General features: G+C 43.2%; 21 protein-coding genes, 2 tRNA genes and 2 rRNA genes (1 of these 25 running past the window's edge). 16 read left to right on the top strand and 9 right to left on the bottom strand.

Annotated features, from left to right (window positions below; genetic code table 11):
* The 4 genes from ACSSS3_RS13000 to ACSSS3_RS12985 form a co-directional block, all read right to left on the bottom strand.
* Positions 1-257: ribosomal RNA gene (locus ACSSS3_RS13000) — 23S ribosomal RNA — on the bottom strand; it reaches 2,562 nt to the left of the window's first position.
* Positions 258-484: 227 nt separating this feature from the next.
* A tRNA-Ala gene (locus ACSSS3_RS12995) sits at positions 485-558 on the bottom strand.
* A gap of 202 nt (positions 559-760) precedes the next feature.
* Positions 761-834 (bottom strand) — tRNA-Ile (locus ACSSS3_RS12990).
* Between the two features lie 135 nt (positions 835-969).
* A 16S ribosomal RNA gene (locus ACSSS3_RS12985) occupies positions 970-2,497 on the bottom strand.
* Together the 16S and 23S rRNA genes with 2 tRNA genes alongside form the textbook arrangement of a ribosomal RNA operon.
* A 949-nt stretch (positions 2,498-3,446) precedes the next feature.
* Between ACSSS3_RS12985 and ACSSS3_RS12980 the strand changes: the two genes are divergently transcribed.
* Together ACSSS3_RS12980 and ACSSS3_RS12975 are read left to right on the top strand one after the other, a co-directional pair.
* Positions 3,447-3,857 (top strand): DUF2141 domain-containing protein, encoded by a 411-nt coding sequence (locus tag ACSSS3_RS12980; RefSeq protein ID WP_442844970.1) that lies wholly within the window; start codon positions 3,447-3,449, stop codon positions 3,855-3,857.
* A 109-nt stretch (positions 3,858-3,966) separates the two neighbouring features.
* The gene (locus ACSSS3_RS12975) at positions 3,967-4,923 is read left to right on the top strand and encodes a LysR substrate-binding domain-containing protein (RefSeq protein ID WP_442844969.1); all 957 of its coding nucleotides are present in this window, start codon (positions 3,967-3,969) and stop codon (positions 4,921-4,923) included.
* Between the two features lie 35 nt (positions 4,924-4,958).
* Here ACSSS3_RS12975 and ACSSS3_RS12970 read toward each other — a convergent pair whose 3' ends face one another.
* The 3 genes from ACSSS3_RS12970 to ACSSS3_RS12960 form a co-directional block, all read right to left on the bottom strand.
* Entirely contained in the window at positions 4,959-5,153 is a 195-nt protein-coding gene (locus ACSSS3_RS12970) for a hypothetical protein (RefSeq protein WP_228231702.1), read from the bottom strand.
* Positions 5,154-5,440: 287 nt separating this feature from the next.
* Entirely contained in the window at positions 5,441-6,241 is an 801-nt protein-coding gene (locus tag ACSSS3_RS12965; RefSeq protein WP_099646456.1) for a TIGR00266 family protein, read from the bottom strand.
* Positions 6,242-6,431: 190 nt separating this feature from the next.
* On the bottom strand, positions 6,432-6,887 hold the full coding sequence (locus ACSSS3_RS12960) for a DUF4442 domain-containing protein (protein ID WP_442844968.1): 456 nt from the start codon (positions 6,885-6,887) through the stop codon (positions 6,432-6,434).
* A 145-nt stretch (positions 6,888-7,032) separates the two neighbouring features.
* On the opposite strand from ACSSS3_RS12960, the gene ACSSS3_RS12955 reads away from it, so the two are divergent.
* The 10 genes from ACSSS3_RS12955 to ACSSS3_RS12910 all read left to right on the top strand — a co-directional run bounded on the left by ACSSS3_RS12955 (position 7,033) and on the right by ACSSS3_RS12910 (position 18,443).
* Complete coding sequence (locus ACSSS3_RS12955) at positions 7,033-7,545, top strand: DUF4870 domain-containing protein (RefSeq protein WP_442844967.1); 513 nt, start codon at positions 7,033-7,035, stop codon at positions 7,543-7,545.
* Positions 7,546-7,618: 73 nt separating this feature from the next.
* Entirely contained in the window at positions 7,619-7,963 is a 345-nt protein-coding gene (locus tag ACSSS3_RS12950; protein ID WP_228231698.1) for a PadR family transcriptional regulator, read from the top strand.
* The gene (locus ACSSS3_RS12945; protein ID WP_442844966.1) at positions 7,956-9,680 is read left to right on the top strand and encodes a PspC domain-containing protein; all 1,725 of its coding nucleotides are present in this window, start codon (positions 7,956-7,958) and stop codon (positions 9,678-9,680) included. The genes ACSSS3_RS12950 and ACSSS3_RS12945 overlap by 8 nt, the downstream gene beginning before the upstream one ends.
* A gap of 40 nt (positions 9,681-9,720) precedes the next feature.
* A complete protein-coding gene (locus ACSSS3_RS12940; protein WP_228231696.1) occupies positions 9,721-10,455 on the top strand; it encodes a head GIN domain-containing protein in 735 nt (244 codons plus the stop codon).
* Between the two features lie 141 nt (positions 10,456-10,596).
* On the top strand, positions 10,597-11,508 hold the full coding sequence (locus ACSSS3_RS12935; RefSeq protein WP_442844965.1) for a geranylgeranylglycerol-phosphate geranylgeranyltransferase: 912 nt from the start codon (positions 10,597-10,599) through the stop codon (positions 11,506-11,508).
* 2 nt (positions 11,509-11,510) lie between these two features.
* On the top strand, positions 11,511-12,098 hold the full coding sequence (locus ACSSS3_RS12930; protein WP_442844964.1) for a Maf family nucleotide pyrophosphatase: 588 nt from the start codon (positions 11,511-11,513) through the stop codon (positions 12,096-12,098).
* A 32-nt stretch (positions 12,099-12,130) separates the two neighbouring features.
* A complete protein-coding gene (locus tag ACSSS3_RS12925; protein WP_442844963.1) occupies positions 12,131-13,024 on the top strand; it encodes a septum formation inhibitor Maf in 894 nt (297 codons plus the stop codon).
* Between the two features lie 90 nt (positions 13,025-13,114).
* Positions 13,115-15,610, top strand: a complete 2,496-nt coding sequence (locus tag ACSSS3_RS12920; protein ID WP_442844962.1) for a PIG-L family deacetylase — start codon at positions 13,115-13,117, stop codon at positions 15,608-15,610.
* A 108-nt stretch (positions 15,611-15,718) separates the two neighbouring features.
* Complete coding sequence (locus ACSSS3_RS12915) at positions 15,719-17,446, top strand: sodium:solute symporter (protein ID WP_442844961.1); 1,728 nt, start codon at positions 15,719-15,721, stop codon at positions 17,444-17,446.
* Between the two features lie 16 nt (positions 17,447-17,462).
* Positions 17,463-18,443 (top strand): Gfo/Idh/MocA family protein, encoded by a 981-nt coding sequence (locus tag ACSSS3_RS12910; protein ID WP_442844960.1) that lies wholly within the window; start codon positions 17,463-17,465, stop codon positions 18,441-18,443.
* Positions 18,444-18,517: 74 nt separating this feature from the next.
* Here ACSSS3_RS12910 and ACSSS3_RS12905 read toward each other — a convergent pair whose 3' ends face one another.
* Positions 18,518-19,357, bottom strand: coding sequence for a DUF2911 domain-containing protein (locus tag ACSSS3_RS12905; RefSeq protein ID WP_442844959.1), 840 nt, complete (start codon positions 19,355-19,357; stop codon positions 18,518-18,520).
* A 307-nt stretch (positions 19,358-19,664) separates the two neighbouring features.
* On the opposite strand from ACSSS3_RS12905, the gene ACSSS3_RS12900 reads away from it, so the two are divergent.
* The 4 genes from ACSSS3_RS12900 (at position 19,665) to ACSSS3_RS12885 (ending at position 22,521) form a co-directional block, all read left to right on the top strand.
* A complete protein-coding gene (locus tag ACSSS3_RS12900) occupies positions 19,665-20,177 on the top strand; it encodes an SRPBCC family protein (RefSeq protein WP_442844958.1) in 513 nt (170 codons plus the stop codon).
* Positions 20,178-20,182: 5 nt separating this feature from the next.
* Positions 20,183-20,881 carry an SDR family NAD(P)-dependent oxidoreductase gene (locus ACSSS3_RS12895; protein ID WP_228231687.1) on the top strand — a complete coding sequence of 233 codons (699 nt, stop codon included), beginning with the start codon at positions 20,183-20,185 and terminating at the stop codon, positions 20,879-20,881.
* Positions 20,882-20,933: 52 nt separating this feature from the next.
* Positions 20,934-22,238, top strand: coding sequence for a cryptochrome/photolyase family protein (locus ACSSS3_RS12890; protein ID WP_442844957.1), 1,305 nt, complete (start codon positions 20,934-20,936; stop codon positions 22,236-22,238).
* A gap of 85 nt (positions 22,239-22,323) precedes the next feature.
* Positions 22,324-22,521: a hypothetical protein gene (locus tag ACSSS3_RS12885; RefSeq protein ID WP_442844956.1), complete on the top strand. Its 198-nt coding sequence runs from the start codon at positions 22,324-22,326 to the stop codon at positions 22,519-22,521.
* A 32-nt stretch (positions 22,522-22,553) separates the two neighbouring features.
* On the opposite strand, the gene ACSSS3_RS12880 is transcribed toward ACSSS3_RS12885, so the two are convergent.
* Entirely contained in the window at positions 22,554-23,309 is a 756-nt protein-coding gene (locus ACSSS3_RS12880; RefSeq protein WP_442844955.1) for a class I SAM-dependent methyltransferase, read from the bottom strand.
* Between the last annotated feature and the right edge of the window lies 1 nt (position 23,310).

The raw sequence follows: 23,310 nt of genomic DNA, 5'->3' as shown, positions 1-23,310 counted from the left end.
GGTTTGGGCTAATCCGAGTTCGCTCGCCGCTACTATCGGAATCACTTTTGTTTTCTCTTCCTCCGGGTACTTAGATGTTTCAGTTCCCCGGGTTTGCCTCCTTGCGGATACTATACCTTCAGTATAGTGGGTTGCCCCATTCGGATATCTGCGGATCAATTTGTATGTGCCAATCCCCGCAGCTTTTCGCAGCTTATCACGTCCTTCTTCGCCTCTGAGAGCCTAGGCATTCCCCATACGCCCTTATTTAGCTTATTGTACTTCTTGCTCTTATAAGGACTATAGTATTGCTACTAAGCCTTTTATTATTGTATTCTAATGAGTTCTATCTATAATATATAATTAACTATCGCTAGCTAACTAAAAATTTGTTTCTCTCGTATTCTTATTATTTCCCAATATGTCAATGAACGTTCTGCCCCCTAGCCCCCAAAGGGGGAACTAAGCTTTAAACCCTCCCCCTTCGGGGGTCGGGGGGCTTTTGTGGAGAATATCGGAGTCGAACCGATGACCTCCTGCGTGCAAGGCAGGCGCTCTAGCCAGCTGAGCTAATCCCCCATTTCTTATAGCCGGCAGTTTCAGTATTCAGTACACAGTCTATGATTACTGCTAACTGTTGCTGCTTACTGCAAACTGGGTTACCCAACTTCTAAAATTTCCTTCAATCTGTGTGTATGAACTTCCTCTAAAACCAAAGTCTGTGACTTTAATCTTAAAGATATCCGCCTGCGCGGATATACTTCGTACCTTCGGTACTCAGTAGTCTCAGGCAGACTCGAACTGCCGACCTCTACATTATCAGTGTAGCGCTCTAACCAGCTGAGCTATGAGACTGTCCTATTGATCAATTGAATGATCCCGATTTGTATCGGGACCATCAACTGAAAAATATCTTGAATTGACAACTAAAACCAAAACGAGTCCTTTCCTTATAGTCGTGTCTTTGTCTGCTAAGCAGCAAAGCTCTAGAAAGGAGGTGTTCCAGCCGCACCTTCCGGTACGGCTACCTTGTTACGACTTAGCCCCAGTTACCGGTCTTACCCTAGGCCGCTCCTTGCGGTGACGGACTTCAGGTACCCCCAGCTTCCATGGCTTGACGGGCGGTGTGTACAAGGCCCGGGAACGTATTCACCGCATCATGGCTGATATGCGATTACTAGCGATTCCAGCTTCACGGGGTCGAGTTGCAGACCCCGATCCGAACTGTGATAGGTTTTATAGATTCGCTCCCCCTTGCGAGGTGGCTGCTCTCTGTACCTACCATTGTAGCACGTGTGTGGCCCAGGACGTAAGGGCCGTGATGATTTGACGTCATCCCCACCTTCCTCACAGTTTGCACTGGCAGTCTGGCTAGAGTTCCCGACTTGACTCGCTGGCAACTAACCACAGGGGTTGCGCTCGTTATAGGACTTAACCTGACACCTCACGGCACGAGCTGACGACAACCATGCAGCACCTTGTAATCTGTCCGAAGAAAAAGGTGTTTCCACCCCTGTCAGACTACATTTAAGCCCTGGTAAGGTTCCTCGCGTATCATCGAATTAAACCACATGCTCCACCGCTTGTGCGGGCCCCCGTCAATTCCTTTGAGTTTCATTCTTGCGAACGTACTCCCCAGGTGGGTTACTTATCACTTTCGCTTGGCCACCCAGCTCTCAATTGAGCCGGACAGCTAGTAACCATCGTTTACGGCGTGGACTACCAGGGTATCTAATCCTGTTCGCTCCCCACGCTTTCGTCCATCAGTGTCAATATATTGTTAGTAACCTGCCTTCGCAATCGGTATTCTATGTAATATCTATGCATTTCACCGCTACACTACATATTCTAGTTACTTCACAACAATTCAAGACTAACAGTATCAATGGCAATTCTACAGTTAAGCTGCAGACTTTCACCACTGACTTATTAGTCCACCTACGGACCCTTTAAACCCAATGATTCCGGATAACGCTTGCACCCTCCGTATTACCGCGGCTGCTGGCACGGAGTTAGCCGGTGCTTATTCTTACGGTACCGTCATCGTGCTATACATAACACTTATTCTTCCCGTATAAAAGCAGTTTACAACCCATAGGGCCGTCTTCCTGCACGCGGCATGGCTGGATCAGGCTTTCGCCCATTGTCCAATATTCCTCACTGCTGCCTCCCGTAGGAGTCTGGTCCGTGTCTCAGTACCAGTGTGGGGGATCTCCCTCTCAGGACCCCTACCTATCGTTGCCTAGGTGTGCCGTTACCACACCTACTAGCTAATAGGACGCATGCTCATCTTGTACCGTAACCTTTACTATATAAATGATGCCATCAATATAGACTATGGAGGATTAATCCAAGTTTCCCTGGGCTATACTCCAGTACAAGGCAGATTGCATACGCGTTACGCACCCGTGCGCCACTCGTCAGCAGAAAAGCAAGCTTTTCCCTGTTACCGTTCGACTTGCATGTGTTAGGCCTGCCGCTAGCGTTCATCCTGAGCCAGGATCAAACTCTTCATCGTAGTGTCTTATATAATATCCCACGATATAAGGAAATTTAATCACCTTCTTATTCCTAAGAAAGCTCAAAATGGTCGTTCTAGTTTTAATTCAATCCCGATATAAAATCGGGACGCGTTGTCAATTCAATATGTCAAATAACTTTTCTCCTAATATCTCAAGAAGAAATTTTCTCGCTAAGTGTCAGGGAATCGAACCCCATTTCTAAATCACCAAATCACTCTATTTCATCGTGCGTTGCTCTCTGCGAAAGCGGCTGCAAATATACAACCTTTTTTTTGATTAACAAAGAAACTTTTTTAAAAATATTTTTTCTTTTGTTTGACAACTCTTTTAAGGAACGTAAACCGCTTTTTTATCAGCGATTTTGGAGCGGCAAATATAGAACGAATATCCAACCCTGCAAGGGCTTTTTCAAAACTTTTTTACCACCATTCAACTAAAGCCTTATTACCAAATACTTAGGCCCTGAAATAATTTTAAAATTTTCTAAAATCTAAGCTCTATAAGAGTATCTGCTAAATCTACCAACATCCTAAAATCTGCAAATACCCTGATATTCCCTCAAAAAAACGTCAAAATGCAATTCGCCATTTTAAGACTCAAGATTTACTTAATTACCTATAAAGTTTACAAACAGCAGCCGGCATCTTTCTAAAAGACGTCAACAACAGACAAAAGCCTACTAAAAAACAATGCATCATCTTAAACTCATCTATCTGCAATACGGCTTAGCGATGGAGCGGCATGTGTGAGCTCTTTTTTACGACCGAAGGGAAGTGAAAAAAGCGAGTAGCGACAGCGCGGTGATTGCCCAAAGCAATCAAAGCCCCACGAAAAGCTAAGAAAGCAACAACTCACACCTTATATATGACAATTGAGCACAATAAAGTTTCCGGTTAGATTTAATGCGGTTAGTTTAGCATTCAAATAAACTTAAACACTATTATCATGAAGACTCTTATTACTATTTGTTTAATTGCTTTGAGCCTTAATGCGTTTTCTCAGGAACCGGTAAAACTTGAGGTAAAGGTTACAAACGCCACGACTGATGAAGGTACCGTCCAATTTGGCCTGTACACCCAGGATAACTTTATGAAAGCTCCCCCATTAAAAAGTGCAGGCAGCCTTATTAAAGACGGAAAAGCTTCTGTGGTATTTGAAAATCTGGAACCCGGTATTTATGCGGTCATTTCATTTCACGATGCCAACGCCAACAATAAGATGGATTTTGAAGCAAACGGGATGCCTAAGGAATCCTACGGCACTTCAAATAATAGTATGACAATGGGCCCGCCAAGCTGGGAGGATAGTAAATTTGAGATCGGTAACGAATCTGTTTCAATTGAGATCCGGTTTTAGGCTGAGTACGTTGATGGGAAAATTTAAAAAAAGCCGGGGGTTTAATTTCCCTTTGTTTTTCATTAAAAAACCAAATGGTCACTCTATTTTTGAAGTATAATATATAAGTATGACCATTACACAACTGAAATACGTTTTAGCTGTTGCCGAAAATCAAAATTTTACCAAAGCCGCCGAAAAGACTTTTGTAACCCAGCCTACTTTAAGTATGCAAATACAAAAACTGGAAGACGAACTGGATATTTTGATCTTTGACCGAAGCAAAAAGCCTATAGAACTCACCGATGTGGGGCGAAAGATTGTTCAGCAGGCGCGAAATATCGTTAATGAAGCAAACCGTATCAGCGATATTGTTGATCAGCAAAAGGGTTATATAGGCGGAGAGTTTAAACTGGGTGTCATCCCCACCGTGATGCCCACCCTGCTCCCCATGTTTTTGCGAAATTTCATCAAGAAGTATCCCAAAGTAAAGCTTAAGATTGAAGAGTTGCCAACCGAAACCATTATTGAGCGACTGGAAGAAGGACATTTGGATGCTGCGATTGCCGCGACGCCTCTGCACTTAGAAAACATCAAAGAACGCCCGCTGTACTACGAACCTTTTGTAGCCTACATACCCGAAAATCAAAATCTTCAGGTAAACGAAAAGATCGATGTTGCCAGTCTGAACCTGGATCATATGCTGCTTCTGGAGGATGGACATTGCTTTAGAGACGGGGTTATTAATCTATGCAAGGCCAATAGAAATTATGAGGAGGAAACCTTTTCGCTGGAAAGCGGAAGTTTTGAAACCCTCGTCAAACTTGCGAACGAAGGCCTTGGCATGACCTTATTACCTTACCTGCACACGCTGGAAATAAAAAGTGAGGAGCAAAAGTACCTGCACCATTTTAAGGATCCCGCGCCTGCCCGGGAAGTGAGCCTGCTGTATCATAAAAGCGAACTTAAAATGCAGATTATTGAAGCCCTGCGCAATACCATCGCCGGGGTGGTCAAAGGAGCCATTACCTTTCAAAATGTGCAAATCATTAGTCCGTTGCCACAGGGCAAACCTATCAAAAATTAAAAAAGGCTTCTCGATCGAGAAGCCTTTTTATTTTTTTAGTTAAGATAAATGATACATTGATTTAATTCAGGATTTGCTTTGGTAAGGTCCTGAATCCAAACCCGTAGTTCCTCAATTTCATAAGGAAGTAAACGTTTTGCAGCCTTTTGTAATTCTTTGCAAAAAAGCACACTATCAAAACTCACTTTTTTTAAGACAGTTTTGGTGTACTCAAACATTGCTCTTGCCATCTTTGAATAGTTTTTGGTTAAAGTATTGTTTAAGTAGTTTTGGGTCTAATAGGCTATAGGATTTCTTAATTCCTCTTAAAAATAACACTTTAAACCTTAAATAATTGTTAACAGTTTAAAATCCTATTAACTAAATCGGATTAGTTGTAAACTTTAAAGATTCCACTTCAACTAAACAGTTAAGTTTCAGAGCGCTGTTAAAAGTTAAGACGAAAAACTAGAAAAATAGCTTCGAAATCCGTTCTGGAAATACCTATAATTCCAAAACTTAATTCCGTATAATTTCATTAAAAACGATTATCGCCATCGAGCAAATCGCCAAGTCCTCCCAGAATACTGCCTTCCCCTTTATCTTTACCACCTCCCTGCGGTGCTGCTGCCCAAACGCGTTTAGCCAGACGACTAAACGGAAGAGATTGCACGTAAACCGTTCCGGGACCGGTAAGGGTTGCAAAGAAAACTCCTTCACCACCGAAGAGTGTATTTTTAATACCGCCTACAAACTCAATATCGTAATTGACCGTATGGTCAAAACCTATAATACAGCCGGTATCTACTTTAAGCTTTTCGCCGGGATGCAATTCTTTTTTAAAGGTTGTACCGCCGGCGTGCACAAAGGCCATCCCGTCGCCATCAAGCCGTTGCATAATAAAACCTTCACCGCCAAAAAGTCCGCGGCCCAGTTTTCTGGAAAACTCGATTCCTATTGATACACCTTTAGCTGCGCAGAGAAAAGCATCCTTTTGACAAATAAAACGGCCTCCGTTTTTAGAAAGGTCAATGGGAATAATTTTACCGGGATAGGGAGAGGCAAAGCTTACGCGCTTTTTGCCCATTACGGTATTGTAATAGACCGTCATAAACATGCTTTCACCCGTAAGCAACCGCTTTCCGGCACCAAAGATCTTATTTAATAAGCCAGTATCGTTTTTAGAACCGTCGCCAAAGATGGTTTCCATCCTGATCCCGTCTTCCATCATCATAAAAGTTCCGGCTTCGGCAATAACGCCTTCCTGAGGATCGAGTTCGATCTCTACATATTGCATTTCTTCACCAAAAATCTGGTAGTCTATTTCGTGTGCTTCCATAGTATATTCGTTTTTGATTGGATTGATTTACCAAATAGGTAGCGCGAAATTTGATTTTGTTACAATGGCTTTTTCAATACAATCGGAAAAATCCAGAAAAAAAAAAAGGGAGACACAATCAGATGGATGAAAAATTCCGGATTAAAGTTCTCGACCTCGAATTGAATTTTGAGCTTTAAACTCTGAATTCTTAATTCTTAACCCGTACGGTCCACTCAAAATCAAAGGTGCTTACCACTACCCCATCTTTATTTGTGCCAACACTTTGCATCCAGAAGGTTTGGCCTTCTCCGGTTTCTAGCGTGGCACGAATAGCTTTTTCGATCTTATCCCCGTCTTTACAAACAAAGGTGATTTTACCGGTTGCTTTCTTGGTAAACGAAGCCTTGTTGTTGGCGACCAGCATCGAAATTTTATGACCGCTGTTGCGTATCTGATCAATAACCATAGTCCCGGTGCTTAATTCTGCAGCCATACCCTGCACTGCCCAAAACATAGAATTAAAAGGGTTTTGGTTAATCCATCGGTGCGTGACGGTGGTGGTACAGCTTGTCGCAGAAATTGCACGCACCCGCACGCCACAAAGCCAGGCAGACGGCAACTTAAACATTAAAAAAGTATTGAATTTCCCCGGAGTAACAGCCATAACTAGTGGTTTTAGATTCCAAAAATAGACTTCTGAAATGACATTACACAGCTTTTTAATATGTTAAGTAAAAGTTAATTTTAAGTACTTTGTATTGCATAATACCTTCTTTTAGATATATATTTGCATAAGAAATTAATAAGCAATGGAAACTAGTATTACCACAAGTCAAAAAAACACCGCTACTTTTATACACCTTTCGGTGTTTAGTCAGTTCCTTTTTCCTTTAGGAAATTTTATCGCGCCGCTAATAATCTGGGCAGCTTTAAAAAGGGATTCGCTATTTGTAGACAATCACGGAAGACGCGCACTGAATTTTCAGATGAGCACTTTTCTCTACGCTATCGGCTTAGTACTTATAGCCATTCCCTTTCTGGTTTGGCAGGGTCTTATAGCGGCCGGGGAGCAAGGCTATATCAGTGAGGAGACTTTTGCAAACATGGTTTTTCCGGGACAGGCCAGCGGACTCATCATTACTGCACTGGTATTTGCCCTGCTCCTGCTCGCGCTATTTGTCATCACGCTATTCTCGGTTATTTCGGCTGCAGTTAGCGCCAGTAATGGAGAAGAATACAAATATCCGCTTAGTATCAATTTTTTAAAACCGCTTGGGGCTTCTGAACAGGAAACCGCTTCAGCCTCATCATCTGAAGTTTAAGCAACCATCATCAATCAATTTCCGCTTTGCGGAACAAAACGAACAGTTATTAATCGCTTAACAATGAAAATCTATGAAGATTGAAAACACAAAGGCGCAAATGCGTAAAGGTGTTTTGGAGTACTGCATTCTTTCTATCTTAAAAGATGAAGATGCCTACGTAGCCGAAATACTAGACACGCTTAAAGATGCCAAGCTACTGGTAGTTGAGGGTACTATTTACCCGCTTCTTACCCGCCTCAAGAATGCCGGCCTGCTCAATTACCGCTGGGAAGAATCAACCAGCGGACCACCCCGTAAATATTACGGACTAACCGACACCGGCAAGCTCTTCTTAAATGAACTATCATCAACCTGGGACGACCTTCAAAAGGCCGTAACCCTGGTAACCAATCAAAAAGCCAAAAAAAATGAATAAGACAATTAATATAAATCTAGCAGGGCTCTTTTTTCACATTGATGAAAATGCTTACGCCAAGTTGCAACGCTATCTCGAAGCTATAAAACGCTCGTTTACCGATGCACAGGGTCGCGATGAGATCATACAGGATATTGAAGCCCGAATTGCCGAACTTTTTACCGAGCGTATCAAAACCGAACGTCAGGTTATAGGTCTCACCGATGTAGACGAAATTATCAACATCATGGGGCAGCCGGAAGATTACCGTCTGGACGAAGAATTGTTTGAAGACGAACCGGCTAAAAAACAAAGGTATACTCAGGAATCTGGTAAAAAACTCTATCGGGATACCGAAAAATCCTATATAGGAGGTGTCTGTGCAGGTCTCGGTCATTACTTTCAGATTGATGCCGTCTGGTTGCGCATCGCACTGATCCTTCTTACCATATTTTCCTGGGGTGGCTTTATATTGATTTATATCGCTTTCTGGATTTTTGTTCCGGAAGCGAAAACCACCTCAGAAATATTGGAAATGCGGGGAAAGCCCGTCAACATAGACAATATTCAGCGTAAGGTCAAGGAAGGTTTTGACACAGTTGCCGAATCGGTAAAAAATGTTGACTATGTTAAGTATGGGAATAAAGCACGCGAAGGTGCAGGTTCTATTGCCGATGCGCTGGGCAGGATAATTCGGTTTATTCTTAAAGTCATTGTCAAGTTTGTTGGCATTTTACTCATACTTATAGGTGGCAGCACGTTAATTGCACTCTTTGTAGCCTTATTTTCCGCAGGAAGTTTAGATTTCTTTGGGGGCAGTGTAGCAGATTATGTAGATATGGCCAATACTTCAGGAGCACCTTTATGGCTTCTGGTAATTCTGGCTTTTATCGCAGTGGGCATACCCTTTTTCATGCTGTTCTACCTGGGTTTGCGTATCCTGGTCAATACGCTCAAAAGATTAAGCCTTACGGCGAAATTAAGCCTGCTTGGTGTTTGGCTGGTGACCGTAATTACCATCGCAGTCTTAGGAGTGCGTCAGGGAATTGCCACAGCTGTAGAAGGAGAATCTGTCACTACTGAAGTTTTACAAATTCAACCCAACGATACGCTGACCGTCAGGATGAAAACCCAAAATAAATACGGGGCAGACAAGTACCACAATCGAAGCTGGAAAATTCGCGTTGATGCTGATGGAAACAAGGTGATCTACAACAGAGATGTCGATTTAAGTATTCAGAAAAGTGACTCTCCGGAAGCCAAGCTAATTATCAAAAAACTGGCTCAGGGAAGTTCCTATGACGAAGCACAGGCACGTGCAGAGAATATCATTTACAACTTTGAGACTGTAGGAAACACCGTGTTACTGGATAACTTTTTTATCACCGAATTAAAAAACAAATATCGTGATCAGCAGATAGATCTTATTCTTGCGATCCCTGAAGGAATGACCGTGTTTACAGACGAAAACATCGCGAGCTACCACAGAAACTGGTATTCCGATTTACTCGATCGCAAATTCATAGGCTATTACTCGATTATGCAGGATTCTAAACTCATCTGTACCGATTGTCCGCCTGAGGAACTGGAAGAAGAGTCTAATGAATGGGAGTATTCTGAAACTGTTGAGGATTCTACGGTAACCAATAATCCGGCTGAGTATAAAGAACAGGTAGCTCCTGATCGTGATGCAGTTAAGGTTAAAGAAACTGTAACAAAACGGGATTCTTTAGACTAAAAAACTAAACTGAAATCATCAACCAAAAAACCAATCAAAAATGACAACACTAATCAAAATTATCGTCACTGCACTTACCGCGGTATTTATGACCTCCTGTAATTTCAGTCTTGAAATGGGGCAAATTGAAGGTACCGGTAATGTAAAGACCAAAGACCTCAACATGACCCAGGCATTTACTAAAGTGCACAGCAGCAACGGCTGGGATGTTGTGCTTCAGAAAGGCACTTCTCCTTCAGTTAGCGCAGAACTTGATGAGAACCTCTTCGAATATCTGGATGTACATTATGAAGGAAACACCTTGCGTATCGAGTCTACAGATAATTCAAACATAGGCAGTGCGACTTCACGAAAGGTTTTCGTTACGTATGTTGATGCTCTTGAAAGCCTTAAAGCCAGCAGTGCCTCAACCATTATTTCTGAAAGTACGCTGACCGGAAGTCATATTGATCTGGACGTCTCGAGTGCAGGTACCATTAAGATACCGGTTGAAATACGCGAGATCAATGCCGAGGCAAGCAGCGCGGGAACCCTGAATCTGAACGGTGAGGCTCAAAGCCTCAAGTTTGAAGCCAGTTCGGCCGGAACCATTAATGCCAAGGATCTAAAAGCACAGGTGTGCAATGCCCAGGCATCAAGCGCTGGTACTATTAAGGTGTATGTAACCAAAGAGCTCGAAAGTCAGGCTTCAAGCGGTGGTGATATCAACTACTGGGGCGAACCTGAAAAAGTTGCGGTTTCTGAAAGTTCCGGTGGAGACGTAAGCAAACAATAAAAAAATTCATCAATCAAAAATCAATCGGGGAAAGCCATCTTAAATCATTAAGGTGGTTTTTTCTTTTTGTACTATTATCAGTACCAACCCACGATCACCTACCCTAAATTACTATATTTGGATTTTTACTAATTCCTTCCTTTGGCATTATTACATTTAATACGCTTTAAAAATCTGTTGATGATCCTGCTCACGCAGGTGCTGGTGCATTACGGCTTTTTAAAAGCACTTGATATTCCTGTTGCACTTACAGACCTTCAGTTTTTGCTTCTAGTTGTTGCCACACTTTGCATTGCAGCCGCCGGTTACATCATCAACGACATCAATGATGTCGAAAGTGACCGCATCAACAAACCCGTTAAAACCTATATCCCAAAACCCTTTTCAGAATCTGCAGCTTTTAATCTCTACCTCGTTTTTAATGTTAGCGGTGTGGGACTTGGCTTTTTGCTGAGTTATCAGATGGGTTTGACCAATTTTGCTACCGTTTTTGTTCTCATTTCGGCATTGCTTTATGTGTATGCCAACTTTTTAAAACGGGTCATTTTGGTGGGAAACCTCGTCGTAAGCATCGCAGTAGCAGCTTCTATTTTTATCCTGATCATTTACGATATGCTTCCGCTGCTCAACCAGTATCGAGAAGAACTTGTGACACCTGTTTCTGTACTCAGAGACTATGCGCTTTTTGCGCTGATGCTTAATTTTTTACGGGAAATCATCAAAGATATCGAGGATGCCAAAGGGGATTATGCCGTAGGTATACAATCGCTGCCTATCGCGCTGGGCTTGGAACGCACTTCGAAGCTTTCGGCTTATATCGCTGTGGTGTATATTTTCACCATTCTGGGATATATCTACGTATGGCTGCAAACAAACGTATGGACTTCGATCTACCTGGTTGCTGCAGTAGTTGTTCCCCTGGTTTATTTTTGTATCAAAGCCCGATATGCCGATAAACAGGCTCATTATACACACCTTTCTTCAGTGTTAAAGCTGATCATGTTTCTGGGCATTTTAAGTTTGGGTGTATTGACGTTGACTTTAAAATTTTGAACATGCTCCAAGACCTTTTAAAATCAAAAAAACTCATTCTCGCTTCGCAATCGCCACGCCGGCAGGAATTACTCGCTGCGCTGGAAGTGAATTTTGAAGTCCGTCTTAAGCCGGTTGATGAATCCTTCCCTCCCGGTATGCAACCCGGGGAAATCGCGGAATATATTGCCCAAAAGAAAGCCGCGGCTTTTGAAGCAGATTTGCAGGCTTACGAAATTCTGATTACCGGAGATACCCTTGTTTTTAAAGGCCATCAGGCTCTGGGGAAACCTAAAGATGCTGCAGAAGCCAGGCAGATGCTACAGTTGTTGAGCGGTACTTCACACGAAGTTATTTCTTCCATTTGCGTGACGACCTCAACTCAACAAGTTATGGATCACGATAAGGCCACGGTTCATTTTAGAACATTTACAGAAGCAGAAATTTCACATTACATCAACACCTACAAACCTTTTGACAAAGCCGGTGCCTACGGTATTCAGGAGTGGATTGGCCATGTGGCCCTTCAGAAATTAGAGGGTTCGTACAACACGGTTATGGGCTTGCCCACACACCTGCTTTATGATTTGCTAAATAAGGTGGTAGTCTAAAGACTTTTAGTAATTTAGATAAAAATTACGCCATGCAAAAAAAGCTGTTTTCCTTCAGTTCGTTATCCCTGTTCCTGTTATCTGTACTGGTACTTTCCTGTAAAAATCAGGAAAACTTTGAGTCGGTCGCCCGCGCTGAAGACCGCCAGCTTTCTCAGGAGTTTAAAGACTATTGGTATTCCGGCGAAGCCGAAATCACCTCCTATCAACTGCAACAACCCCGCTATGGCGAATTACGCAGTGGCAATGCCGTTTTAATTTTTGTTACCGAAGATTTTCTGCCGAAGGTTCAGGTAAAGGCCAATGCGCAAAACCCGGAAAATCTGCCCGTTTTAAAACTCAATACCACCAAAAATTACGTGACCGGCATCTACCCCTACTCCATTATGAGCAGCGCGTTTTTACCTTTGGCAACAAAAAATCACGCCATAAAAGTGACCAACAGCACTCAGGAATGGTGCGGGCAAATGTACACCCAGCTGAATAATCGCGGGGAATATTACGTAGAATCACACAGCTATTTTGAAGGAGAAGCCGATCAAAAGTTTACGCTGCCTCGTGGTACGGTTGAAGATGAAATCTGGGCGCTTCTGCGGGTTGACCCCAATGAGTTACCTCAGGGAACAAAAAAAATCATTCCCTCTATAGAATACCTGCGCCTGCATCATCTGGAGCTCAGACCGTATAAGGCTGTTTGTACCTTGTCAAACGGCAGCTACAGCATAGAATACCCCGAGCTCAGCCGCACGCTCACCATCAATTTTGAGAAGACTTTCCCCTACGCCATCACCGGCTGGACCGAGCGTTTTCCAAGTGGAAATCAGGAGATGACCGCTACCGCCACACGCATCAAATCGCTCAAAACACCGTATTGGAAACAGAACGCTGAAAAATTCACTAACCTGCGCGATAGTTTGGGACTTTAGAATTGTTAAAGAAGCTTTAATAGAACAGGCTTAGATAGCGTTTTACCTATCTTTGAGAGCATCTCAAAAATCCTTTAACCCGTTCATATCATGCGCTTTTTAATCGTTCTGCTCTGTTGTGTTTCGTTACCGCTACACGCTCAAAAACCCAAAAAGCCATCGTCTTCAGAAATCTACGAGCAGCTGCAGCAGCTCAATTTTTTAGGCACCGCCTTATACCTTGCGGCACATCCCGATGATGAGAACACTGCGCTTATTTCGTATCTGGTCAACGACGTTCACGCACGCACCGGCTATCTGGCACTTACACGGGGCGATGGAGGTCAAAACTTAATTGGTCCTGAAATCAGAGAACTTCTGGGCGTCATCCGTACGCAGGAATTGCTGGCGGCACGGCGCACCGATGGCGGCGAACAGCGTTTTACACGCGCAAATGATTTTGGCTATTCTAAAAACCCTAAAGAAACGCTCGAGTTTTGGGAAAAAGATGAAGTTTTACGTGACGTGGTTTGGGCGATTCGCAATTTTAAACCCGATGTGATCATCAATCGTTTTGACCATCGCTCTCCCGGAAGCACCCACGGCCATCATACGCTCTCGGCGATGCTGGGTGTTCAGGCTTTTGATTTGGTAGGTGATGCTTCGGTTTTTCCCGATCAGTTGAAATATACCGAAACCTGGCAACCTAAACGCTTATTTTTCAACACTTCGTGGTGGTTTTACGGCAGCCGTGAAGCCTTTGAAGAAGCCAACAAAGACAATCTGGTTTCGGTTGATGTAGGCAGCTACTACCCCGCTTACGGACTCAGCAATACCGAAATTTCGGCCCTCAGCCGCAGTCAGCATAAATCCCAGGGGTTTGGAAATACCGGTTCGCGTGGCGAGCAAATAGAATACCTTGAACTGCTTAAAGGAGACCTGCCTTCAAACGGAAACCTTTTTGAAGGTATTGACACTTCTTGGAATCGTGTAAAAGATGGTGCGGCAATCGGCGAAATTCTAAATGAGGTTGAAGCAAATTACGATTTTAAAAATCCGGCGGCAAGTTTGCCGGGTCTGCTTGAGGCTTATCCGCTGATCCAAAACCTGGAAGATACGCACTGGCGCGAACTCAAAACCAAACAACTTACCCAGCTCATCAAAGCCTGTGCAGGTCTGTATGTAGAAGCCGCGACAGGCCAACAGACCGCAGTGGCTAATGAAAACATAAGCCTCAATCTGGAAGCCATCAATCGCAGTGACTTCCCTATACGTTTACAAAATGTGGTATTGCCTGGCGGCGAAAAGATTGAAGTGGCTGAAAACCTGGCATTCAATAGCGACTTTGAAAAACAGGTAAACATCAATACCGGCGCTGCCGATCTTACCACGGCGTATTGGCTGAAAGACGAAGGTTCGGTAGGCATGTATAAGGTTACCGATCAAAAACTCATTGGTCTGCCCGAAACACCCCGGGAATTTAAGGCGGTTTTCAATCTGCAAATAGGAGATCAGCTCATCCCCATAACTACTGATTTGGTGTACAAATACAACGACCGTGTAGATGGAGAAGTTTATGAGCCTTTCGAGATTGTTCCGGAAGCTTCAGTAGCCGTGAAAGATCCCGTTATTATTTTCGCGAATGCGCAACCCAAAACCATTACCGCTGAAGTCACGGCCTATACTTCCAATCTTAAGGCTCAGGTTATGCTTCAGGTACCACAGGGCTGGCAGGTAAGCACACCTCAGCAAATTAGCATTGCTCAGAAAGGAGAAACCAAAGGAGTTGATTTTACGGTTACGCCGCCCGCAAAAGCGAGCGAGGGCGAACTCAAACCCCAACTGCAGATCAATGGAAAGACCATCACGACCAAAACGGTTACCATTGATTACGATCACATCCCGTTGCAAACTTTGGTACTGCCCTCCACCAATAAACTGGTACGGCTTGACATCGCTAAAAAAGGAAATTACATTGGCTATATCGCAGGCGCCGGAGACGTGATTCCTGAAAGTTTACAGCAAATAGGCTATACGGTTGTGACGGTAGATCCCGGGCAAATCACTCCAGAAAATCTTGCGGAATTTGATGCTGTGGTAATGGGCGTACGGGCGTATAACGTTGTTGAAGAACTTCAGTATAAACAACCCATCCTGCTCGATTATGTAAAAAATGGCGGGACTATGGTTGTACAATACAACACCGCCCGGGGTTTTAATTTCCCCAATCTGGGACCCTACCCGCTTCAGTTGAGCAGCGACCGGGTTACCGATGAGACGGCAAAAGTGAAGGTTCTTAATCCCGACGCCGAAATTTTAAACTACCCCAATAAAATAACCCAAAATGATTTTGATGGCTGGGTACAGGAGCGCGGTCTGTACTTTCCGGACCAGTACGACTCCTCTTATGAGCCTGTGATTTCCATAGGCGATGAGGGCGAAAAACCGAGCGAAGGCAGTTTACTGATAGCGAAATACGGTGAAGGTCATTATATTTATACCGGCCTCAGCTTTTTCAGGGAATTACCTGCCGGGGTTTCGGGAGCCTACCGGCTTTTTGCCAATATGCTTTCGATAGGAAAGAACGATCAAAAAATCAAACAATGATAGAACCAAAGCGAGAAGGCTGGTCTAACTTTTACACGCTCGTACTCGTACTGAATGTCGTGTACATCATTGTATTTTTAATACTTATGAATACTTACGCCTCCTGATATGCAAGATATAGACTGGATTGTTCTTGTTGCTACACTCGCTTTTATCGTCATCTACGGGGTGTATAAAACCCGGGGGCGTAAAAACGTTCAGGATTATATACGCGGAGGTAATGAATCGAAATGGTGGACGGTAGGTCTGTCGGTAATGGCAACACAGGCCAGTGCCATTACTTTTTTAAGTACACCGGGGCAGGCTTTTAATGATGGAATGGGTTTTGTTCAATTCTATTTTGGGCTTCCCATTGCAATGGTCATCATCTGCCTGTTTTTTATTCCCATTTACCACCGGCTGAATGTCTACACGGCTTATGAATATCTCGAGAACCGCTTTGACCAGCGCACGCGGTCTCTGGCTTCAGGCTTGTTTTTACTGTCCCGTGGCCTGGCAGCGGGGATTACCATTTTTGCACCTTCGATAATTCTATCAGCCGTTCTGGGCTGGGATCTCAATACCCTTAACATCATTATTGGTTCGCTGGTGGTAATCTATACCATTTCGGGAGGAACCAAAGCGGTTACCGTTACGCAAAAGCAACAAATGGCGGTCATCTTTTTAGGAATGTTTGTCGCCTTTTTTCTCATCATCAGCTACCTGCCGCAAGACATCAATTTTGCCAATGCATTAGAAATCGCCGGCGCAAGTGATAAGATGAATATTCTCGACTTTTCGTTTGACTTTGATAACCGCTATACTGTCTGGAGCGGTATTCTGGGCGGAACCTTTTTAATGCTGTCCTATTTTGGAACCGATCAAAGTCAGGTGCAGCGCTACCTGAGCGGTAAGTCTATGCGCGAAATGCAATTGGGTCTGATCTTCAACGGCATCCTCAAAGTACCTATGCAGTTCTTTATCCTGCTTGTCGGCGTCATGGTTTTTGTATTTTATCAATTCAATCCTACCCCGCTTAACTTTAATCCCGCCGCGACGCAAGCCATACAGGGTACACCTTTCGAAAAAGAATACAACCTGCTTCAAAACGAACTTAACGAACTGCGCTCTGACAAGTCTGAACTGAGTCATAAAGTGGTTTCCGCTCCTGATGTCAACATTATACAGCCCGATGGCAGTGAAGTTTCGGTTTCAGAAGCTTTACAGGATATTAATAAAAAGGAAAATGCCATACGGGAGAAAGCCCGAATAGTTATAAGCCAGGCTGATAAAAACGTGGAGACTAATGATAAGGACTACGTATTCATTCACTTCATATTAAATAATTTACCGCGTGGTCTCATAGGACTTTTACTCGCAGTGATTCTTTCGGCAGCGATGTCATCTACCGCATCAGAGCTCAATGCACTTGCTGCGACAACAACTGTAGACTTTTACCGGCGTAATCTGGACGAGGAGAAAGACGAAGCCCACTTTGTGGGAGCAACCAAATGGTTTACGCTAAGCTGGGGAATTCTCGCTATTTTAATCGCCTGTACCGCAAATCTTTTTGACAACCTCATACAGCTGGTAAACATCATTGGTTCCATTTTTTACGGAACGATTCTGGGGATATTTATGAGTGCTTTTTTCATCAAAAAAATAAAAGCCAAAGCAGTGTTCATCTCTGCCCTGATTACGCAGGCCGCGGTTATTTTACTCTTCTGTCTTGACTATTATGAGGTGATCAGACTGCCGTATTTATGGCTCAATTTTGTAGGTTGTGGCCTGGTTATTTTACTGGGATTGATTCTGCAAGGCTCTATGGGTACCGAAGAAAAACAACTAACAAACTAATCTTATTTACCTATTCATGAAAACGATACGCTGGGGAATTCTGGGGCTTGGAAAAATTGCAAACAGTTTTGCTACAGATATGCAAATTGTAGAAGGATCTGAAGTTTATGCCGTAGCCTCGCGCTCGCAGGAAAAAGCGGATGAATTTGGTGCCAAATACAAGGCTGTACATTGCTACGACAGCTACGAAAAGCTGGCTCAGGACCCCAATGTTGATGCCATTTACATTGCAACTCCGCACGTACGGCATCATGAAGACACCTTACTCTGCCTGAAGCACGGGAAAGCGGTTTTATGCGAAAAGCCTTTTGCAATGAACCTGGGTCAGGTTGAAGAAATGATCGCCACCGCAAAACAGCATAAGGTCCTGTTGATGGAAGCGCTCTGGACGCGCTTTATGCCGCATTTCAAATTTGTACAGGACGAATTGGCCTCCGGAAAATATGGTGCTGTAAAAACACTTACTGCAGATTTTTGCTTTGATGCCCCCTTCAATCCCGAAGGCAGATTGTACAATAAAGACCTGGGTGGCGGTTCGTTGCTGGACATTGGTATTTATCCTGCCTTTCTGGCTTTAGCTATGCTGGGTAAACCCGAGACTATTTCAGCGAAAGCCAAAATAGGAAAAACCGGGGTTGATGAAGAAACCGAAATGACCTTTACCTACGCCTCCGGCACTAAAGCGCATTTAGCTTCGAGCATTAAAATTAAAACCCCGTCGCTCGCAACCTTTGTTTGTGAAAATGGGATGATCATTATGCAGGGACAATTTCATATGAAAGATAAAGTCACCACCGTGCTTGATGGTGTTAAAGTAGATCACGATTTTGGCTATAAGGCAAAAGGTTACCACTTTGAGATTATGCATTTTGCCGACCTGCTTAGGGCAGATAAAAAAGAAAGCCCTATCATGACCTATGATTTCAGCCGGACACTCATACATACGCTAGATACAATACGCCAGCAGATAGGCCTTGAATACGACCTTAAAGCTTAACTCCTAATTTTGAAGCATAAAAAAACCGCCGGATCACGAAGTGAACGGCGGTTTTATCTTTTTAGGAACTGCGATTACATCGCTCCCCATTCTTTTAAGGAGTCGGTATTCATTTTAATGTAGTCTGCGTTTCCGGCAGTTTTAGCACCTTCCAGTGATTTCTTGGCAGCCTCAATCGCAGCTTTCTTATCTCCTGCCTTAGCGAGGATCAACGATTGCTGACGGTATTGCCAGAAGCCCGGTTTTTCGGTCATATCCATTGCCTTATTCATCCACGTCTTGGCTTTCTCGATATCCTTTCCTGAGTTTAAGTAATAAACAGCCGCGTTGTAATAGTCACCGGCGCTTGGTCCTGCAAGTGCACGATCGATGTTTTTCATCACCTCAGCATCGGTCATCACATTAAATTTAATAGGTACCACCGTATTTGCCCAAAGCAGATTAAGTACTGCGCTATCTGCCATTACATCATCGATAACAATGGTAAAGGTTTCCATATTCATAGGCATTTCCATAGGCTCAACCATAGTGCGTAAGGCTACTTTGTCATCCTCAAAAGTGTTAATTAATGGGTTAGAATCGTCTGTATAAAAAACCACTTCCCACATATCTTCACCGGGAACGGTGTACAGGCTGTAAGTTCCTGGCTTTAATTCCTTTCCGGAAATCATTACCGGCTTGTCGATCATAAACTTGGTGGTGGCATTTGCACCCGTACGCCAGATTGATCCGTAAGGAATCATGCTGCCAAAGATCTCACGACCTCTCATATTGGGTCTTGAGTAATCCACTTTTACAGTAGTTAAACCTACGGTCTGCTCCAGTGATGCGTGCGCACTGGCAGCAGGAGTTTGTATCTGCGCCTGAGTCGAGAAGCCGAGGGCGATAAAGCATGCTAAAAGAATTCGTTTCATTTTCAATTTGTGTTTTTAATTAATTATTTGAAAATCAGAGTTTTGTTTTAAAATGATTTCGCAGTCAAGATAAGTCAATAAATATTCAGTTTTCGTTAACATTTTATTAATTACTGAATTCGAAATACTAACCTAAATAACTAATTGCCAAAATATTAAAAAGTCTCTTGAATTTAAAAAACAAACCGGCTAACAAACGTAACTTTAGATTTTGTTTAACTTCAAAGTCTTTAGGTTAAACAAAACACCCATTATCTTTACACAACTTGCTTAAATCAGCGGGTTTCTCTATTTAGATTTCAGCTTTATGAAAATTTATACACTTCACGAAAAACAAAAACTTCCCATAACTCTTAAAGAGGCCTGGGATTTTTTATCAAACCCCGCTAATTTAAAAACCATCACGCCAGACTATATGGGTTTTGAGATCCAGTCGGGTGCTGACCGGCCTATGTATGCGGGACAACTCATACAATACATCGTTACCCCTATAGCCGGTATTAAAACCAAATGGGTGACAGAGATTACCCATGTACAGCATTTAGAATTTTTTGTAGACGAGCAGCGCTTTGGGCCTTATGCGCTTTGGCACCATAAGCATTTTATCAAAGAAATTCCGGGTGGTGTGGAGATGGAAGATATTGTAGATTATAAATTACCTATGGGTATTCTGGGTCAATGGGCGCATCCTTTTCTGGTAAAACCCAAGCTTCAGGAAATATTTGAATACCGAAAGAAAAAATTGACAGAACTTTTTGGCACCTATTCTGAGAAAATCAATACTGAAGACGGAATAACCCGGCACGACATTTTAAACTAAATCCTATGAAAAAGAATATTTTACTTATTGGCGGTTCGCACGGAATTGGCCGTGCTATCGTTGAACACCTGCAAAATGACCACAATCTTTTTGTGGCTTCACGAACCAGCGATGAACTGGGCGATGCAGATGTTACACACATCGAATATGATGTTAACAGCGGAAGCCTGGACACAGCAGCACTACCTGAAACTCTGGATGGCTTTGTCTACTGCCCGGGCACCATAAATCTTAAGCCTTTTAAAATGCTGAGCGAAGAAACCTTTGCAGAAGATATGCAGCTTAATTTCTTTGGTCTGGTTAAATCCCTAAAAACGGTCACAGATCGTCTTAAAAAATCAGAACAGGCCAGTCTGGTATTTTTCAGCACGGTGGCTGTAAAAATAGGTATGCCTTTTCATACCAGTGTGGCAGCTTCAAAAGGTGCTATTGAGGGCTTTGCAAAAGCTCTTGCGGCAGAGTACGCACCGGCTTTTCGTGTAAATGTGATTGCACCATCCCTTACCGATACACCATTAGCCGAAAAACTTTTGGGCAACGATAAAAAACGCGAGAAGATGGATGAACGCCATCCATTAAAACGCGTGGGTACAGCCGATGATATCGCAAGGGTAGCCAGCTTTTTATTAAGCGATGACAGCAGCTGGGTTACCGGTCAGGTACTGGGTATAGATGGCGGTATGTCTACCCTGAATGTAAATTAAGTCGAGGTCCCTAAACCCGATTGACCAACCTAACCAACCGATATTAAAAAGCATGAGTACAGTAAACATATTTTGGTTCCGAAGAGATCTGAGATTGGATGACAATGTGGGCTTCCTGGAAGCTTTAAAAGGTAATCATCCGGTTTTACCTCTTTTCATTTTTGACAAGGAAATTCTTGACAAACTCCCGGAAGATGATGCCCGGGTGACTTTCATTTTTGAAACACTCCAAAAAATGCGAAATACCTTGCAGGATGAACACGGCAGTTCGCTCGCGATGTACTATGGCAAACCTGAGGAGATTTGGAAACAAATACTGAAAGAGTTCACGGTTAATAGCGTGTTCACTAACAGGGATTATGAACCCTATGCGAAAGAACGCGATGAAGCCATTGAGAAATTACTGAAAGACCATGAAATCGAATTCAAAACTTTTAAAGATCAGGTGATTTTTGAAAAAGATGAAGTCGTCAAAAACGATGGTGATCCCTATATAGTGTATACGCCGTATAAAAATAAATGGAAGGAACACTTCGATGCAGATGCGCATTTAAAAATACATTATACGAGTCAGCACCTGAATAATTTAATCGAAAACAGTCGGTTGCCAAATCTCAGCTTAAGCGATATGGGCTTTAAGAAATCAAGCCTTGAGGTGCCCGATTACGACGTTACCCCTACCCTGATTCAAAATTATGAAGACACCCGAAACTTTCCGGCTCAGGAAGGTACTTCGCGCCTGGGACCGCATCTGCGATTTGGCACCGTGAGTGTACGTAAAATGGTGAAGAAAGCCATTGCGGAGAAAAACGAAGTGTTTTGGAGTGAACTGATCTGGCGGGAGTTTTTTATGCAAATTCTGTATCACTATCCCGAGACGGTAGACAATGCTTTTCATAAAAAATACGACCGTATTGAATGGCGCAATAATGAAGACGAATTTGAAAAGTGGAAAAAAGGCGAAACCGGTTTTCTGCTGGTAGACGCCGGCATGCGCCAACTCAACAAAACCGGATATATGCACAACCGGGTGCGTATGCTGGTAGCAAGCTTTTTATGCAAACATTTATTGATTGACTGGCGCTGGGGCGAAGCCTATTTTGCCGAAAAATTACTGGACTATGAGCAGGCCAGCAACGTTGGCAACTGGCAATGGGCAGCCGGTAGCGGTGTAGATGCAGCACCCTATTTTCGCATATTTAATCCGATGACGCAGGTAGATAAATTTGACAAAGACAAAAAATACATCAAAGCCTTTGTACCCGAATACGATACTGACGATTATCCCGATAAGATGGTAGACCATAAAGAAGCCCGTGAGCGTTGCCTTGAAACCTATAAAGCTGCGGTTTCTTAAAACCTGCTAAAGTTCTTCTAAGCTTTACTTAATGAGCGCGGTATGTTCTTTGAAGCTTTATAACTTTACTAATAAAGAAAAAGTTATGAGAAAATTGATCGTGATATTGAGTATGGGTGCATTTTTATTGACCGGTATATCGTGCTCCAGCACCTACGGAGTGAACCGCTCTAACGGAAATAACGCCGCACCCGGCCAGGTAAAGAAATACTACGGAGCCCAAAGTGCTAAAGCTTTCGCTCCCGGGCAGCAGAAGAAACGCAAGAAAAATAAGAAGAACTAATATGTTTCTTACATACAATACAATCCCGGCTATCAGGTCGGGATTTTTATTTTAGGCAGTTTTCCAACCCGCAGTACTAACGGAAATTCAAACATTCTGTATTCATCAGGTCCCCAGTTTTCCTTTACTGCTTCAGCTATTAAAGCCATTGGATTTGAATGATGCTCCTTTTCATAATGTTTTACGGCAGACCAGGTATTGAGATAATTAAGAAGTTGGTCCTGAGTCCAGCATACCTGCATTTGGAGCTTCGGGAGTTCTACTTCTTCAAACGGAAACGGAATACTTTGATAGTTCTCATCCAGATACCTACGCTCGGGATCCCAATACTCATTAATTATTACAGTATAAAAATGCTGAATGACCTCATTGAGTTTTCCGTCGGTTTCTAAGACGGAATAGCCAATTACCGCCAAAATACCTTCCGGTTTTAAATGCCGGTAAACCTGTTTGTAAAACGTTTCAAAATCAAACCAGTGAATCGCCTGTGCCACGGTTATTAAATCAAATTGCTCATTCGCATCAAAATCTTCCTCGGCAGTTTGCACGCGATAATCAATGTTAGGCATTTTAAGGGCCTGCTCCAGTTGTTGTGCGCTAAGATCTGTGGCTAAAACCCGTTTAAAATGTTGAGCCAAAACAGCCGCTACCTGACCGTTGCCCGTCGCAACATCCCAGGCCGCATCAGTATTCTTTAATAAACTAAAAAGATGTTTATATAATACCTCAGGATAAACAGGGCGGTATTTTGCATAGTCCGCAGCGTGGTTTGAAAAATTATCTTTCATC

The sequence above is a fragment of the Leeuwenhoekiella sp. H156 genome (genome assembly GCF_052218455.1).
Taxonomy (GTDB): domain Bacteria; phylum Bacteroidota; class Bacteroidia; order Flavobacteriales; family Flavobacteriaceae; genus Leeuwenhoekiella; species Leeuwenhoekiella parthenopeia.
The sequence above is the reverse complement of the archived record's forward strand: the minus strand, read 5'-3'. Positions and strand labels throughout refer to the sequence as shown.

Excerpts from the sequence above, each read along its gene's own strand:
- ACSSS3_RS12940 (WP_228231696.1), top strand. The coding sequence starts at position 9,721 with ATGACAACACTAATCAAAATTATCGTCACTGCACTTACCGCGGTATTT.
- ACSSS3_RS12930 (WP_442844964.1), top strand. The coding sequence starts at position 11,511 with ATGCTCCAAGACCTTTTAAAATCAAAAAAACTCATTCTCGCTTCGCAA.
- ACSSS3_RS12945 (WP_442844966.1), top strand. The coding sequence starts at position 7,956 with ATGAATAAGACAATTAATATAAATCTAGCAGGGCTCTTTTTTCACATT.
- ACSSS3_RS12880 (WP_442844955.1), bottom strand. The coding sequence starts at position 23,309 with ATGAAAGATAATTTTTCAAACCACGCTGCGGACTATGCAAAATACCGC.
- ACSSS3_RS12960 (WP_442844968.1), bottom strand. The coding sequence starts at position 6,887 with ATGGCTGTTACTCCGGGGAAATTCAATACTTTTTTAATGTTTAAGTTG.
- ACSSS3_RS12970 (WP_228231702.1), bottom strand. The coding sequence starts at position 5,153 with ATGGCAAGAGCAATGTTTGAGTACACCAAAACTGTCTTAAAAAAAGTG.
- ACSSS3_RS12910 (WP_442844960.1), top strand. The coding sequence starts at position 17,463 with ATGAAAACGATACGCTGGGGAATTCTGGGGCTTGGAAAAATTGCAAAC.
- ACSSS3_RS12980 (WP_442844970.1), top strand. The coding sequence starts at position 3,447 with ATGAAGACTCTTATTACTATTTGTTTAATTGCTTTGAGCCTTAATGCG.
- ACSSS3_RS12920 (WP_442844962.1), top strand. The coding sequence starts at position 13,115 with ATGCGCTTTTTAATCGTTCTGCTCTGTTGTGTTTCGTTACCGCTACAC.
- ACSSS3_RS12905 (WP_442844959.1), bottom strand. The coding sequence starts at position 19,357 with ATGAAACGAATTCTTTTAGCATGCTTTATCGCCCTCGGCTTCTCGACT.
- ACSSS3_RS12895 (WP_228231687.1), top strand. The coding sequence starts at position 20,183 with ATGAAAAAGAATATTTTACTTATTGGCGGTTCGCACGGAATTGGCCGT.
- ACSSS3_RS12915 (WP_442844961.1), top strand. The coding sequence starts at position 15,719 with ATGCAAGATATAGACTGGATTGTTCTTGTTGCTACACTCGCTTTTATC.
- ACSSS3_RS12955 (WP_442844967.1), top strand. The coding sequence starts at position 7,033 with ATGGAAACTAGTATTACCACAAGTCAAAAAAACACCGCTACTTTTATA.
- ACSSS3_RS12965 (WP_099646456.1), bottom strand. The coding sequence starts at position 6,241 with ATGGAAGCACACGAAATAGACTACCAGATTTTTGGTGAAGAAATGCAA.
- ACSSS3_RS12925 (WP_442844963.1), top strand. The coding sequence starts at position 12,131 with ATGCAAAAAAAGCTGTTTTCCTTCAGTTCGTTATCCCTGTTCCTGTTA.
- ACSSS3_RS12885 (WP_442844956.1), top strand. The coding sequence starts at position 22,324 with ATGAGAAAATTGATCGTGATATTGAGTATGGGTGCATTTTTATTGACC.
- ACSSS3_RS12950 (WP_228231698.1), top strand. The coding sequence starts at position 7,619 with ATGAAGATTGAAAACACAAAGGCGCAAATGCGTAAAGGTGTTTTGGAG.
- ACSSS3_RS12900 (WP_442844958.1), top strand. The coding sequence starts at position 19,665 with ATGAAAATTTATACACTTCACGAAAAACAAAAACTTCCCATAACTCTT.
- ACSSS3_RS12975 (WP_442844969.1), top strand. The coding sequence starts at position 3,967 with ATGACCATTACACAACTGAAATACGTTTTAGCTGTTGCCGAAAATCAA.
- ACSSS3_RS12890 (WP_442844957.1), top strand. The coding sequence starts at position 20,934 with ATGAGTACAGTAAACATATTTTGGTTCCGAAGAGATCTGAGATTGGAT.